At 60.6% G+C, this 14792-nt stretch carries 12 protein-coding genes; 6 read left to right on the top strand and 6 right to left on the bottom strand.

Annotated elements, in window-relative coordinates:
• Nucleotides 1-15: 15 nt before the first annotated feature.
• The gene (locus Enr13x_RS30520; RefSeq protein WP_145390697.1) at nucleotides 16-1407 is read right to left on the bottom strand and encodes an IS4 family transposase; all 1392 of its coding nucleotides are present in this window, start codon (nucleotides 1405-1407) and stop codon (nucleotides 16-18) included.
• Nucleotides 1408-1731: 324 nt separating this feature from the next.
• On the opposite strand from Enr13x_RS30520, the gene Enr13x_RS30515 reads away from it, so the two are divergent.
• The 4 genes from Enr13x_RS30515 (at nucleotide 1732) to Enr13x_RS30500 (ending at nucleotide 7071) form a co-directional block, all read left to right on the top strand.
• A complete protein-coding gene (locus tag Enr13x_RS30515; protein ID WP_231743867.1) occupies nucleotides 1732-2997 on the top strand; it encodes a hypothetical protein in 1266 nt (421 codons plus the stop codon).
• A gap of 85 nt (nucleotides 2998-3082) precedes the next feature.
• Complete coding sequence (locus Enr13x_RS30510; RefSeq protein ID WP_145390695.1) at nucleotides 3083-4393, top strand: beta-ketoacyl-[acyl-carrier-protein] synthase family protein; 1311 nt, start codon at nucleotides 3083-3085, stop codon at nucleotides 4391-4393.
• 19 nt (nucleotides 4394-4412) lie between these two features.
• On the top strand, nucleotides 4413-5846 hold the full coding sequence (locus tag Enr13x_RS30505) for an NAD-dependent malic enzyme (RefSeq protein ID WP_145390693.1): 1434 nt from the start codon (nucleotides 4413-4415) through the stop codon (nucleotides 5844-5846).
• 223 nt (nucleotides 5847-6069) lie between these two features.
• Nucleotides 6070-7071 carry a DUF6807 family protein gene (locus tag Enr13x_RS30500; RefSeq protein WP_231744460.1) on the top strand — a complete coding sequence of 334 codons (1002 nt, stop codon included), beginning with the start codon at nucleotides 6070-6072 and terminating at the stop codon, nucleotides 7069-7071.
• 542 nt (nucleotides 7072-7613) lie between these two features.
• Here the strand turns inward: Enr13x_RS30500 and Enr13x_RS30495 are convergent.
• The 5 genes from Enr13x_RS30495 to Enr13x_RS30475 all read right to left on the bottom strand — a co-directional run bounded on the left by Enr13x_RS30495 (nucleotide 7614) and on the right by Enr13x_RS30475 (nucleotide 11730).
• On the bottom strand, nucleotides 7614-8105 hold the full coding sequence (locus Enr13x_RS30495) for a low molecular weight protein-tyrosine-phosphatase (RefSeq protein ID WP_145390689.1): 492 nt from the start codon (nucleotides 8103-8105) through the stop codon (nucleotides 7614-7616).
• A 265-nt stretch (nucleotides 8106-8370) separates the two neighbouring features.
• Nucleotides 8371-9222 carry a 1,4-dihydroxy-6-naphthoate synthase gene (locus Enr13x_RS30490; RefSeq protein ID WP_145390688.1) on the bottom strand — a complete coding sequence of 284 codons (852 nt, stop codon included), beginning with the start codon at nucleotides 9220-9222 and terminating at the stop codon, nucleotides 8371-8373.
• Complete coding sequence (gene mqnB / locus Enr13x_RS30485) at nucleotides 9219-9875, bottom strand: futalosine hydrolase (protein WP_197455462.1); 657 nt, start codon at nucleotides 9873-9875, stop codon at nucleotides 9219-9221. The genes Enr13x_RS30490 and mqnB overlap by 4 nt, the downstream gene beginning before the upstream one ends.
• The gene (locus tag Enr13x_RS30480) at nucleotides 9872-10399 is read right to left on the bottom strand and encodes an NUDIX hydrolase (RefSeq protein WP_145390684.1); all 528 of its coding nucleotides are present in this window, start codon (nucleotides 10397-10399) and stop codon (nucleotides 9872-9874) included. The genes mqnB and Enr13x_RS30480 overlap by 4 nt, the downstream gene beginning before the upstream one ends.
• A gap of 29 nt (nucleotides 10400-10428) precedes the next feature.
• Complete coding sequence (locus tag Enr13x_RS30475) at nucleotides 10429-11730, bottom strand: nickel-dependent lactate racemase family protein (protein ID WP_145390683.1); 1302 nt, start codon at nucleotides 11728-11730, stop codon at nucleotides 10429-10431.
• 180 nt (nucleotides 11731-11910) lie between these two features.
• Between Enr13x_RS30475 and Enr13x_RS30470 the strand changes: the two genes are divergently transcribed.
• Nucleotides 11911-13380, top strand: a complete 1470-nt coding sequence (locus Enr13x_RS30470; RefSeq protein WP_145390681.1) for a hypothetical protein — start codon at nucleotides 11911-11913, stop codon at nucleotides 13378-13380.
• Nucleotides 13381-13755: 375 nt separating this feature from the next.
• Nucleotides 13756-14790, top strand: coding sequence for a HEAT repeat domain-containing protein (locus Enr13x_RS30465; protein WP_145390679.1), 1035 nt, complete (start codon nucleotides 13756-13758; stop codon nucleotides 14788-14790).
• Nucleotides 14791-14792: the final 2 nt, after the last annotated feature.

Here is a 14792-nt window from a genome sequence, read left to right as displayed (position 1 = left end):
AGTTATACGTAAATGTCAGGAACCGTCGTGGCCGAATGCTCGCCAAGCCAGTGAGAAGTCTTTCATCCGACGCAGACCGTTCCACATCGCTTCGGCACCTGGCGGGTTGTCGCCGCGACGGTTGTTGTGTCCCCCGAGCTGACCGATCATCAGAATCATCTGGCCAAGGCTGGGCGGTTGCTCAGGCAAAGGATCATCACAAACCACTTTCCAAACCGGCTTCCATTCGAATTCTGCGAAGACCGCTTCGCAGTCCAGGTCAGGACACTGACGCCCCAGTGTTGTCAAATACATCAGCCGCCAAGCGACAACTTTATAGATCATCAACGCACGACGTTGCCGGGCGTTGGTTTCCAGCTGGATCTCCTCGATCCGGCAACCCGATTTGTAGACTCGGAAATAGGTTTCAATTGGCCAGCGTTTGACATAGATGTCGATCACTCGTTGGACCTGGTCGATCGTGTCCACTGGCAAGCTGCTTAGCAGTTGCCAATGAACCTCCGTGCCATCGCCGGGGCCGTCTATTTCGCGGACCTCCACGACCGACAGTTGGACCTCGGGAAGATCAGCCTTTCGCAGGTGCGGTGGCTTGACGGTCAACCGCTTGGCGCGAACCTCAAGGGTTGCTCGGCGAGCGGCTCGCTTGGGCGTCGCGGTTAAGTCGATCTGCAGACGTAACCGAACCGGCGCAGCGGCGACTTCATCGGCTACTTTCTTGTAGACGCTCGGGCCGGCGTCGATGTCACGCTCTGGCGTACAGCGGGGCTGATTGGCTCGAATGACGAAATCAGCCGGGGTCGGATGCTCGGCCGATTCGACGTAAATGTCGTACAGATCGCCCTCGCGATCGGCCACGTTAATGACCTGCTTATCGGGGTATTCTCCAGCCAGCTGGCAAGCTTGCTGGTAGTCCTGCAACCAACGGTAGGACTCTTTCTCTTGGATCGGTAGCTGTTTCCGCTGATCGGCTTTTCGACCAAGCGTCTCGGGGTCATGCGAGAACAGTTTGACGTCCGTGACGCCAAGACACAGTCCGGTCTCGGTGAAAGCGATTTGGCTATGGTCATAGAGCCCGAATCGGTAGTCTTCGTTGAGCACGCCGGAGTCTTCGGTGGGGTGCTTGGTGAAATTTAGCTCGGTGGTGTCTTGAACCAGCAGGACGACATCCTGCTGTTCGATACGCCGCATCGTGGCGTCTTTATGAGCGGCGAGGATGTCGGCTTCGTCGACCGAATCGTTGTCGAAGAACTCATAAGCGGCGTGTGTCTCGTTCCATCCCTGCGACGCAGCATTGATGCTCGCTTGAGGGTTGGCGGCAAAGCGTTCGGCAATCAGTTTGCAGCGATTGTCCAGTCGCTTATCGCCCAGTTGAAGTGTGTCAAATTCATTGGCAATTGAATCGGTCATGGCTTCTCCCGTGTTCTTGGTAATCCTGACTAAAGCTCGTGAATTACCTAAGTTCCGGCGCAAATATCGTGCCAATTCAAGCGAAAATGTCAGCGACTTACGTATAACTGACAGGGCCGTAAGGTCTCGGGCGGGCGCCGCAATGCCCGGCCGCTTACGCGTCGCGGCTCACTCAATCAACAGACCGTAACGCGTCCCGCTGGGGTGAATGTGGGAAAGAAACCAGAAGTCACCTTGCCTTGGAGACCGCGCGGCGGCTATAGCCAAGTTCAAAGAAGCGGACGGGAGGAAACCGTTCGTCACGTCTTACAGGGATGGTCTGCCATGCGTTTTTGTCCGAATCGATACCTTGCGAGCCTCGCGACGGCGATCGCGTCTTTTCTTCTCGCCTTTTCCGTGTCGAGCGATCCGGTTCATGCTCAGGGGATGCCGCTGCCCGGCTCGGGGCCGTCTGGTCAGACCGGAACCGGTGCTGCCGCCGGAGGCATGCCTGCCAACGCGGGGACGCCACCGAGTCTACAAAACCAGCCGATGTCGCCTCCGAACCGACCGGCACCGCTTCCCGGCGCGCAAGCCAGTGGCGGCGGGACTCTGCCGCAGACGGCCGGCCAGGAACACCGGGTCTATGACTTGCGACCCTACACCGGCTACCTGACCAAGCACGACCGTCCCGAGCAGGCGATCGTCGACTGGGTGCTGCGTGAAACGGGAACCGACGTCTGGTTCACGTCTCCGTTCGGTTTTTTGAATGCCGACCGCGATCAATTGTCGGTTTATCACACCCCCGAAATGCATGAAGTGGTGACGGGTATCGTGGACCGGTTTGTCGCCGGCGAAAAGGACCCCCAGGTGTTGTCGTTGCGGGTGATGACGGTCGGCAATCCGAATTGGCGATCTCGGGCGCACCTGTTGATGCAGCACGTCAACGTCGACTCGCCCGGCGTCCAGGCTTGGTTGCTCAGCAAAGAGAACGCGGCGTTGGTCTTGAATCTGCTGCGTCAGCGGACCGACACCCGTCAAGTGCAGGCGCTGGATCTGATCACCTACAACGGCCAAACCGAAAAACTGGCCAGCACCCGCGGTCGCAATTACGTCCAAAACGTCAAACCCGCCGCGACGGGCTGGCCGCCTTATGAACCCGAGACGGGAGAGATCCAAGAGGGCTATCGCTTGGAAATCAGCCCGCTGTTGAGCGTGGATGGTTCAGCGATCGATTGCGTGATCAAGGCGTCGATCGATCAAGTCGACCAGCTCAAACCGGTCGAATTGGATCTCCCCTTGCCCAACGCCCAGGTCCATCGCACCAAAATCGACGTGCCCCAGGTCGTCAGCTGGCGGCTGCACGAGCGATTTCGCTGGCCATCGGACATGGTGCTGTTGTTGTCGTGCGGGGTGATCGCCAGCCCCGAGCGGCCGCAGGCGGCGATGCCGCTGTTTAACTTGGAAATGCTGACCGGGACGACCGCCGGCCGGGCCGACGCGTTGATGTTCATCGAGTTTCGTGGTCGGGCGTCGGAAAATTTGACGACCACGCCCCTGGTCCCCCAGATTTCTGCCGGTTTCGGGGCGCCCCACCGCGGTCGTTACTGAGATACGCCCCCTCTTTGCCAATTCCCCCAGAGCCTAGAATGCGGACATCCCGTATTCCTTCTGCTCCGCGTCGTTCGGCTGATTCATGGTAAATGTCACGTCCAGACGAGTGGTCATCACCGGTGTTGGTGTGGTCACTCCCCTCGGAAACGACTCTGATCGTTTGCTCTCCGGTTTGCGTTCTCGCCACAGCGGGATCGGTCCGTTGACCCAGGTCCCGCAAGGCGTCCTGTCGGTCGACTACGGTGCCGAAGCGTCTGAGTTCACCGGCGACATCGCGGACTACGGTCCGATGGACAAGAAACTGCAGCGGACGATCCGCAAGGGCAGCAAGGTGATGTGCCGCGAGATCGAAATGGGTGTCGCGGTCGCACAGTTGGCGCTCTCCGATGCAGGCTTGGAAGCGGACCAGCGTGATCGCGATCGGACCGGTGTGCTGTATGGTTGTGACTACATCATGTCGCAGCCGATTGAGTTCGCGTCGGGCATCAAAAAATGCATCGACGCCGAGGGGCAATTCGATTTCGACCGTTGGGGGGAACTCGGTAAACCCGAAGTCAATCCGCTGTGGTTGTTGAAGTACCTGCCGAACATGCCGGCCAGCCACGTGGCGATCTACAACGATCTGCGCGGAGCGAACAATTCGATCACGTTGCGCGAAGCCTCGGCGTGTGCGGCGATGGCCGAGGCGTATTCGACGATCTCGCGCGGACAAGCCGACGTGTTGCTGGTCGGTTCGACCGGTTCGCGCATTCACCCGTTGCGATCCTTGCATGCGGACATGCAGGAAACGTTGGCGAAAAATCAATCGGATCCGTCCACGATGAGCCGACCGTTCACGGCCACGCGTGACGGCAGCGTGCTCGGTGAAGGTGCCGGCGCGATGGTGTGTGAAACGCTAGAGCACGCCCAGGCTCGCGGGGCGACGATCTTGGGCGAAATCGTCGGTTACGGCAGCAGCGCCGTCGGGCCGGCGTTCGGCGAGCGGTATTTCCAGACGGCGATCACCAACGTCTTGCGGGCCGCCCTCGGCGACGAAGACAAAGCGAACATCGGGCACCTGCACGCCCATGGACTGGGAACGGTCGAGTGTGATGCCCAAGAAGCCGCCGCGATCAACGACGTCTTTGGGCCGGTCGATCAACAGCCACCGGTGACGACCGCGAAAGGTCACATCGGAAATCTGGGCGCCGGTGGCGGGATGGTTGAAACCATCGCCAGTTTGAAGTCGCTCGGCGAAAACCTGTTTCCAATTCTCAATTGCGACGCGCCGGCGGACGACTGTCCGATCAACGCCTGTGTCGATGACTCCACCGCTGCGGGCAAGCAGTTCATCAACGTGAACGTGACGCCGCAGGGACAAGCCAGCGCCATTCGCATTCGCGCGTTCGAATAGACCCAGCCCTATATCAAGCATGACGCATCATAGCCCTTCGTACGCCATCACCTTCCGTCTTCGTTACCGTGACCAGCCCGGTCTGCTCGGAGAAATCACCACCGCGATCGGTTGTGCCAATGGATTCATCGGCGCCGTTGATATCGTCGGCGTGGCGGACGGATTGATCTCGCGCGACATCACCGTCAATGCCACCAACGTCGAACACGGTCAGCGGATCGTCGAAGCGATTCGGCAAATCAGCGGTATTGAAGTCGTCAATGTGTCCGACCGTGTGTTTTTGATGCACCTGGGCGGCAAGATCGAAGTCAATTCGAAGATGCCGATCAAGACCCGCGACGACCTGTCGATGGCGTACACCCCGGGCGTGGCGCGGGTCTGCACGGCGATCCACGAAGACCCCGAATCGTCGTTTGCCTTGACGATTCGCAAAAACACCGTCGCCGTGGTCAGTGACGGCAGTGCCGTGCTGGGACTGGGGAATATCGGCCCGCGCGCCGCCATGCCGGTGATGGAAGGCAAGGCGATGCTGTTCAAAGAGTTCGGCGAAGTCGATGCGTTTCCGATCTGTTTGGACACCCAGGACACCGAAGAAATCATCGCGACCGTCAAACGACTGGCACCCACCTTCGGCGGCATCAACTTGGAAGACATCTCGGCACCGCGATGCATCGAAATCGAAGAACGACTGGAACGCGAGCTTGAGATCCCGGTATTTCATGATGACCAACATGGCACCGCGATCGTTGTTCTGGCGGGGCTCAAGAATTCAATGCGGTATCTGAACAAAGATCTCGCCGCCGCACGCGTCTTGATCAACGGTGCCGGTGCGGCGGGAACCGCGATCGCAAAGTTGTTGATGCAAGCCGGCGTCACGGACATCGTCGTCTGCGACAGCAAGGGCGCGATCCACAAGGGACGCACCGACATCGGGAACAACTCGATCAAAGTCTGGTTGTCCGAAAACACCAACCAAGCCGGCCAATCGGGGACGCTCTCGGACGTCATTCGGGGCAAGGATGTGTTCGTGGGCGTGAGTATCGCGAACGTCTTGTCCGAAGACGATGTTGTCGCGATGAGCGAGGATGCCGTCGTGTTTGCACTGGCCAATCCGGATCCGGAAATCGATCCCAAGGTCGCCGACAAGCACGTGAAAATCGTCGCCACCGGACGCAGTGACTACGCCAACCAGATCAACAACGTGCTTTGTTTTCCCGGGCTGTTTCGCGGCGTCTTGGACGTTCGCGCCAGTGCGATCAATGACGCCATGAAGCTGGCCGCTGCGGATGCCATTGCCGACGTGATCTCGCCGGAAAATCTGACCAACCACTACGTCATCCCCAGCGTCTTTGATCGTCGGGTTTGTGGCGAGGTGGCCAAAGCCGTCGCACAATCGGCCCTGGAAACCGGCGTCGCACGGCGACGCACCAAGCAGGCCTATCGAGTGGTTTGATGCTCTTTTGGGTTCAGCAAGAAAGTGGCGTAAGCTTCCAGCTTGCGTTTCACGAGTGAAACGAGACGGCAAGCTGGAAGCTTACCCCACTTTCCGCTCGACGCTTGCGACGTCGGCTTTTGCTACAATCCGGCGGTGGTTTTTACTTCCGACGATCTGCGGTCCGGCAATGTTGAATTCATCGTTTTGGCGTCCTCTCTCCCTCCCCTTCGCACTCGTGTTTATGCTGATCGTGTCCGATGCGGTGCAAGCACAGGTCGACGCCGGCCCGCCCTCGGGACCGTTGTTTCGCTGTGTGCAATCGGACGACCATGTGACCGTTTATTGCGACCAATCCGAGGTCTTGCGATACAACCTCACCGCACCCAAGGCGCCCGAAGGGATCGATCCGAGGTATCAGCGGAGCGGTTACATCCACCCGATCTATTCGCCGGCCGGTCGCATGGTCAGCGGTGACTTTGCCGCCGATCATCCGCATCAACATGGATTGTTCGCCGCATGGACGGATACTCGTTTTCGTGGCAAGAAAGTGGATTTCTGGAATCAGCTCAAGCAACTCGGCGTGGTGCTTCACGATCGCGTGATCGCAGTCGGCGGCGAAGGGGAACGCACTGAGTTTTCCGTCGCGGTCAGACATTACGCCATCGATGAAGATGGGGTCCGCGAAGCGATTCTGGATGACGTCTGGACGGTCGGTGTGAGCGGGGTGACCGGCGAAGACGTTTCCGCCGAGGATCAGAAGGGACCGCGCTATGTGATCCAGTTTTCGACCGACCAAACCAACATCACCGAGCACCCGCTGACGATCAACGAGTATCACTACGGCGGAATCGGTTTCCGTGGCAACAACGCTTGGTATTCCGCTCCATCGGCCAAGGCCCTGGCCGCGTTTGTCAAACAACCCCAGGCCGACGCGCCGCCGTTGGAACTGGCGCGGCATCGGTTTTTAACCAGCCAGGGCCATGACCGTCGACTCGGCAACCATAGCCGTCCCGAGTGGACCACGCTGTTCGGGATTGTGGATCAGACGCAGGGCCAGAATCACATTGCCGGCGTGAAGATGACACCATCGCCGCTCAACGAGCAGTATCCCGATCCGGTTCGATTGCATCCCACGAAACCCTATTTCAGCATCTCGCCGTGTGTGGTCGGCGCGTTTGATATCGGTCCGGGCCAGACCTATCGGGCGCGGTACGACTTTGAAGTGTTCGACGGGACGCCTTGACTCGTTGACTCGTTTCCGGGCTCTGCCTGGGAACGCAATGTGAGGGTGGCTCCGCCACACGTTTCGGGATGCGGCCAGGCGGAGCCTCTGGAGAATGGTGTTCCCGGGCGGAGCCTGGGCTGCGCGGAATTGATTGTTGCAGCCGGTCCGAATCTTAGGCGGAAACCGTTCCGCAGCATTTGCCCAAAGGGCATCAACAACATAGCCTGGGGTCAGGGAACGAGCGCAGCGGAGTGACCGCCACCCCAGGGAAAGAAAGCCAAACCTGCTCCCTCCCCCTTTCGATCGGCCGGCGGCTGAGCCGCCGGCCGATCGAAAGGGGGAGGGGTTTCGGTAGATCGCGGACCTGGGGTTACGCCCGGATTCGCTGGGGCTCATCCGGTCTCACCCCAGGCTATGTTGTTGATCGCCTTTGGCGAACCGAATCGAGTGAATCTTAATCCACCACGGAACAAGAACGACCAAAGTCTTAACCGGCACAACGCATGAAATCGCGGGCATTCTGCGCAGCCCAGGCGGAGCCTGGGAACAAGTGCAAACCGCTACTCGACGAAGCCGTCGTCGAAGATCGCTTCGCCCGCTAGCGTCTGCAAGATGATCGGGCAGCCTTCTTCGAGCATGTCCAACACTTCATCGAACCCTTCTTCTTCGCCGTAGTAGGGATCGGGCACATCGTTGGGCCAATTGTCATCCAGGTAGTCGCTGAAGACCCGGATGTGCTGGGTCGGCCGACCGGCCAGCGCCGTCAGGAGTTCGTAATTGGCGTTGTCCATCGCCAGCACCAAATCGAAAACACCGTCGGCGAGATCTTCTTGGGTCACCTGGCGACCGCGGCTGGTCAATTCGTACCCGCGTGCTTCGGCGGCTTTCAGCATCCGTGCGTCGGCGCGTTTGCCGATGTGATAGTCGTGTGTCCCGGCGGAATCGACGTCGACGTCCAGCCCGAATTCCTCGGCGAAACGCTTCATCACCGCTTCGGCAGCCGGCGAGCGACAGATGTTGCCCATGCAAACAAAAAGGACTCGTTTTGACATTGGGAAGATTCGTGGATTGAAGGCTGAAGATAAATCGATGCGGCACGGGTACCGATAGGTTATGCGATGACTGACGTTCTGTTCAATCCTATCGCCCGGGGCATTCCAGCCCTACACCCAAGTGAGCCGCTGGCCGTCAGGCCTCGGGCGAGGCCGCGGTGCCCGGCCGCTTACGCGTCGCGGCTCACTCAACCGACAAGGCGCTAACAAAAAACACCCCGTTTGGCGTCAAAGCAGGTGGCATTGGACGCTTCCCCGCGGGCGATTACCGCAAAATCTGCAATCCCGCCGTCGACGGAGGAATGATGCCGGCCAGCTTGGCTTTTTCGTTCAAACGGTTGAGCGCGCCGGCCCCGGTGTCACCCAGATCAACCGTCCATTCGTTCACGTATAAATCGACATGCTGCATCAGCACCTCGTCGTCGAATTCTTGCGCGTGGTGTCGCATCGTTTCCACGGCACCCCCGGGATCGGCGAGCGAGTATTCCAGCGATTCGCGAACGACTTGCTGTACTTTCCACAAAACTTCATGGGGCAGCGTTTTGGCACCGACCAATCCGCCCAGTGGCAACGGACACTGCGTTTCGTTCTCCCAGCGCGTCCCCAAGTCCTCCACCAATCCCAGCCCTTGATCCTGCCAGGTGAACCGGCCTTCGTGGATGCAGACTCCGAAATCGGCGGTGTTTTGCACCAGTCGCGGCATGATGTCCGAGAACACGACCTGCTCGATCGACGTGGTGTGGGGATAAAACAATCGAAACAGCAGCGTCGCGGTCGTGTGTTGTCCCGGGCACAGCGTGATTTGGTCTGTCGTCGCGGGCACGGCGTCGGCGGAGGCACGCGATTGCGACGACAACAGCAGGGGGCCTACGCCGAACCCGAGTGCCGAGCCGCTCGGTAAGACCACCATCGAATCCGACAACAACAGCGCGGCGTGGAAACTGCATTTGGCGACGTCAAAGTTGCCCGCGAACAATTCGTCGTTCAGCTGTTGGATGTCCAGCAACCGCAGATCGAATTCCAGCCCGCGCCAATCCACCAAGCGATGCATCAAGGCATGAAAGGCGAACGTGTCATTGGGGCAGGTCGAAATGCCGAGTCGAATCTTCTCGCTCATGGAGTCTCCCCGTCGAGGAATTGGTTCAATTGTTCCGCGACGCTGGCCAGCGCGGGAGCGATCTGCCAATCACGCTTGTCGCGGCGGCCGACGTGGTTGGAAAACCCGCGCACGACGCGGAGCGGCAGGCCGGCCGACCGACAGGCGTGGGCGACCGCATACGCTTCCATGTCTTCGCCGATCGCATCGGGAACGCGTCGCCGCCGGCGCGCCGCATCGTCTTCGCACGCGCTCCCCGAGCAGACCGTCAGCAGCAGGGCCGGCTGGGCAAGCGATGCCTGGTTCTGGGGCGCGGTCGGCAATCGAATCGTCTCGGTCGTTGCCGGCTCGCCTTCGGCACGCCAACCCAAATCCGCCGCGTCGACAAACGCGTCGCCTTGTCCCACGCCGATTCCGTCGATGGCGACCGAGTCGAACCAGATCGCATCGCCCAGTCGAAGCGTTTCCGTATTTGGACCGGCAAACAGACCGGCGATTCCGGCCAAGATCACTTGGCGGGGCCGTTCGCTCAGCAACAGACGCGTCGTTTCGATTCCCGCCGCGATCACACCAAAGCCGATCGTCCTGACAGACCATTGGCCGGATTCGATTCGGATCGACGACTCGATCAGGCGTCGTTCGTTGTCAGTCGGAACCAGGATCAGACCGTTCAAGAGAGTTGACTCATCCACAATTCGATGGCGTAACGGTTGGACGGAAACGCCATGTTGTCCAGGTACTCGGCGCTCGGATGGACCCAGGCATAATCGTCCAGTTCGGCCGCTTCCAATTCCACATGGCTGGGATCGACGGCACGGCAGACATAAAACAGATCGATGACTTCGGTCACGACGCCTTGATAGTTGTATTGGTTGGGGTGCGTGACCAGCAGATCGCGCGCCTTTAACTGCAATCGAGTCTCTTCGTAAACTTCGCGCTCAAGCGCTTCTTCGACGGTTTCCCCGCGATCGACAAAACCGCCGGGAAGTCCCCATTGGCCCTTGCCCGGATTTCGTGCCCGCCGCACCAGCAGCAACTGGTCGGCGGAATTGACGATCAGACCGCCGACCGCGGCGACCGGTCCGAAGAACACGGCGAATTGGCAGTCGGCGCAGCGAAACGGAATGTGGCCGGGATCGTTCTGCTTGCACCCACAACGCGGACAATGCAAGTACGCCTGTTCAATCGGGATCGACATTAAAGAAACCTTGTCGTTGGATTCGAGATTCAGTGGCCGCCGGCAAAGCTGGCGGCGCGGAGCACGCCACAGCTTTGGAAATGTCGGCTCAGATTGGCCAGTTCGTGTGGCGATTCGATGACGCCAAGCCCGAGTGGTTCGACGACTTCGCGGGGAAGATTGCTGTGCAGCATCAGGCGGTGTTGTTCGGTCACCCGTTTCAAGGTGCGGGCCAGTTCGGAAAAGCGATCGCGGGGCGGCAAGGTTTCCGAGTCGTCGCCGTGTTGCGTTGTCGCCGGCGGTTCTTCGTCGTCCTGGTCGATCGCCAGCAACGCTCCTTCGGGCGGCTGATCCAACGACGACCAGATGACGATCGTCGCGTCGGGCAACGCATAGGCCAACGCGGCTTCGGCGGCCCGGGCCACGTTTTCCCAGGTCTGTTGCTGGGCATCCCCGTCCAACGCCGCGACGACCAACGCCGCCGGCGGCGGAACCGGGTCGGGGCGACGAAGCGTTGGCGTGATCCGTTTGGCGAACGCTTCCAACGTACCGGCGTGGATTTCTCCGGCCGCTCCATCGGAATTGGCCGTCACGCCCAGAATCAGCTGCACGCCCAGCAGCCATGGCACTTCTTCGGCAATCGTGTTTCCCGACTTCATCGCCGGGGACGAAGCGACACCGGAGGAAATCTTGTCGGCAAACCGAGTCCGCGTGGCCGAATCACTGAGCGAAGGAAACACGCCGGTCAAGTCGCGCCGCTGGCTGAGGTTGGAGGGGCGGATCGCGACAATCGGCAAGACAAAGTCGGCGTCCACCAAGGCCCGATTGAGATAAATCGGTTCCGCGTCGACGTCGGCCGCCAGGTAGCACAGCGATTCGCGAATGTCGCTTTGATGCGGGATGACCGCGTGCTCGCCCGCTGCGGCGCGGATCCGCTGGAGGGTCTGTTCGGTGGCTTCGTCCCACACGACGATTTCAATTTGCTCGGCCGGGGTGCTGCGAAGCATCCGCAGGACACCTTCGATCACGGCATCGACGTCCGGGACGTTGGGATCGACCGCCAGTGCGACGCGGTCCCCGGCAACAATTGCGGCTTCGATCGGCGGGAAATCGTCCGGTGCCGCCAGGGCCTGCAACGTCTCGGCGACCACATCACGGCTGGTCCGGTTCGTCGCCGCGTCGTATTCCCAGATCTCAGCAGAGGTCAGTCCGGTCTTCTTCGTCACGAAACGGACGCCCCCGTCGGCCGAGGCGGCGTCGGAAGGATTGGATGGTTCAGTTTGGCTGTCGGGCATGCGACGTTCCAAAGTGTCGGTGGAAAAGTTCAGTGGGTTATCGGTCAGCTCAAACACGGAGACGCCTCCAGCGCGGTTATCACGCTTTCGGGCAAAAAACGCAACCGCCTCGCGTCCGGCCGCGCAATGTTGTATGGGAGTCGTTATCAGACGCTGTTTGGTGCCGTCCACTGCGGAACTCGCACACGGCCTCCCGTCATCGCGACGCAAATCCTAGCCGGCAAACCCTCGAAATCGATGAAGTCGCTCGTTCGATCGCTCCCGAAACTCGTCGCGATCGCGGCTTGGGTGACATTGTCCGGCTGTGGCGGCAGGGAACACGCCCCTTCGTCGGCCGCAGATTCGGCGACCGAGGAAAGGACCCTTTCGCTGCCCGAGATTCCCGCCGCGGATTATCTGAAGCGCGTCCTGACACGCTATCAGAACACCCGGTCCTATCGTGATCGCGGCGAAGTGCGGCTGCGGGTGGAAAAAGACGGACAATTGATCCGTCGAACCGCTCCGATGCACGTGGTGATGGACGGGCCGACAATCTGGATCGCCGCTTATGATGCCCGGTTGTGGTCCGATCCCGAACGAATGGTCGGTTGGATCGCCGACGAGCAGACCGATTTTCATGATGGGCAGGTACTCCTGGCGGGGCCCTCTGCCGACGGGCAGTCCGCCAATCGTCCTGAGCTGGAAAAATTGCTCCGCGACCCGATTTTGACCGCACGAATGGTCTCCGGGCTCGGCGGTCCCCCGCCACAACTGGAATGGCTGCTCGATCCCAACCCGATGGGCAAGCTATTCGGCCGCAGCACCGGCAGCAAGGAATCCGCAGGGCAAGAGGCCGGGGAGTCGGAGCAGCGGTCGATTCGCTATGACGGCATGGCGCGGCGCGAGAACGTCCAGTGCGTCGTCGTGGAAACGGTCGCCGGCAATGATGTGTATCGTTTTTGGATCGATCCCCAGCGGTCGCTGATTCATTGTGTCGAGCTACCCGTCGCGATGGCGGGCAAACGCATCGAGTTGGAAGGCTGGCAGGTTCACTCGCTGGAACTGGTTTTGACCGGCGCGAGTTTCCGGCCGCCCGAGTCACCGTATCGGATGGAGGAAATGCCGGAGTCGGACTTGCCGCGTCGTCCCAGGTATCTCCGGTCGCTCGTCCCCCTTCCCCCGCCCCCGCCCGATCGTCGGCTGGGCCGTCGGGTTGCCGCGTTCCAGGTCGTCGACCGGACCGGGCGAGTGACGGTCACCGAACGGGGCGTCGGCCGACCGTTGACGCTGTGGTACGCCGGTTTGGCCCAGTCGGTCGATGCTGGAGATGTGAAAAACATGCGAGCGGCCGAGGTGCTGTCGGTTTGGCTGCGTCAGTCGCCGGAATCGATCCGCGACAACATCATCCCGGTCGCGGTGGTCAACGATTCGACCGGGCGAATGTTCACCGACGCGGGGCTGGCCAACGGGTTTTGGGTCGTCCTGGCTCAGCGCAGCGACAACGGGACTCGCAACCTGGATCTGGAACCGGGGCGGGCGATGCTGGTCGATTCCAGGGGCACGGTGGTTTGGGTCGGCGATCCGTTTTCGCCGGCCGACATCGTCTCGCTCTCGGCGATCACCCGTGACGCGATCACCGGAGTCGACGTGGCACGCCAGATCCACCAGCAATGGGAAGCCGATCGCGACGCCTATCAAAAGACGCTGGATGAATTACGCATCCCCTAGTGGCGTAAGCTTCCAGCTTGCGTCCCCGAGTGGCCCCGCCACTCTCCGCCCAATGCCATCTACTTTGACGCCAAGCGGGGTGTTTTTCGTTAGCGGTGGGGCGCGAGCGGGCTGTCGATTTTGTGAGCCGCGACGCGTAAGCGGCCGGGCACTGCGACGTCCCCGGGGCCTTACGGCCAGCGGCTCACCATTGACTCAGCAGATCCCGACTAAAACGACAGCCCGCTCGCGCCGTTCCGCTAACACCTGCAGAGCCAAAGCAAGTGGCATTGACTCTCCCCCCCTCCCTTCCGGCAAGCTGATCTTGCGGTCCCCGGGCCTTGTCGAGGATGATCGCCGCCTCCCGATCCATCCCCCATCCTCAGGCGTACGATCATGGATGATTACGAACTGGAACGCACGCCCAATCCGTTTTCGGCCTTTGCGGAATCTCGCAACCAATCGCGGCGCCACTTCGCATCGACGGCAAAATACCTGACGTTCGCGTTTGTCCTGTTTGGCATCGTGACCGCGGCACAGGTTTACCTTCAACGCGCCCGCTTGGCTGAAATTGTGAGCGGGTTTTCGCAGCTCACCACGGCGGAAAAGCTGGCGCAGCTTGAGCGATTGAAAACATCGGGGATCGATGGGATCCCCGGAATCGTGGCCGCGATCGCTGACGAAAAACCAGAGGTCTCGGCGCGGTCCGCCGAGTTGCTCGAAGATCTGAGTCGGCAATGGATGACGTTGCCGTCTGAGCAGTTGGCCGAGCGGCGATTTATTTTTGCCGATCAGCTCGCGGCAGTCTCCGGTACGATCTCCGACGCCCAGGATCCACGCTGGATCCGTGTTCAAGAATTGGCTCGTCTGGCCGCCCGCGACTTGCTCGATTCGGGCTGCGCGGAGAACGACGCCACCTATCGCCGACTGATGCAGGTGATCGCGACGGAGAGCACAGCACCCGGGCATCCGCCGCGCGATGCGATTGCCGAGACGGGGCAACCGTTGCCGATCGATCTGGTCGATCACGAGGCCGCGGGCTGGACGGATTGGCCGCCGACTTCGACGACGCCGACGCTCTATCGTCGGACCGTCGCGACGCTTGATCCGATCGAACCGTCCGACGTCGTTTTGAATCAACCGGCCGACAACGAAGGTTCCGTTCGCTCGGACGCCCGGTTGCTCAAGCCGCGATTTCGCCCCGCGACCACGCTGGCCGACCAAACCAAGCAACGCAAGACCGGTGACGTGGATTCGACGTCGTATTGGATCGCGCAGCTGCAAAGCCCCAGTCCGTTCGTCCGAAAAGGGGCCGTCACCGAACTTGCCAAGCGTGGTGATCGGTCATCGTTGGCCGCATTGCGCCAGCACTTTCAGCACGAGTCGGATGAAACGATTCGCCAGCAAATCCATAGCCGCCTAGAACGTTAGCG

The sequence above is a fragment of the Stieleria neptunia genome, assembly GCF_007754155.1.
GTDB classification, from domain to species: Bacteria; Planctomycetota; Planctomycetia; order Pirellulales; family Pirellulaceae; genus Stieleria; species Stieleria neptunia.
This window is presented reverse-complemented; position numbering and strand designations above follow the sequence as displayed.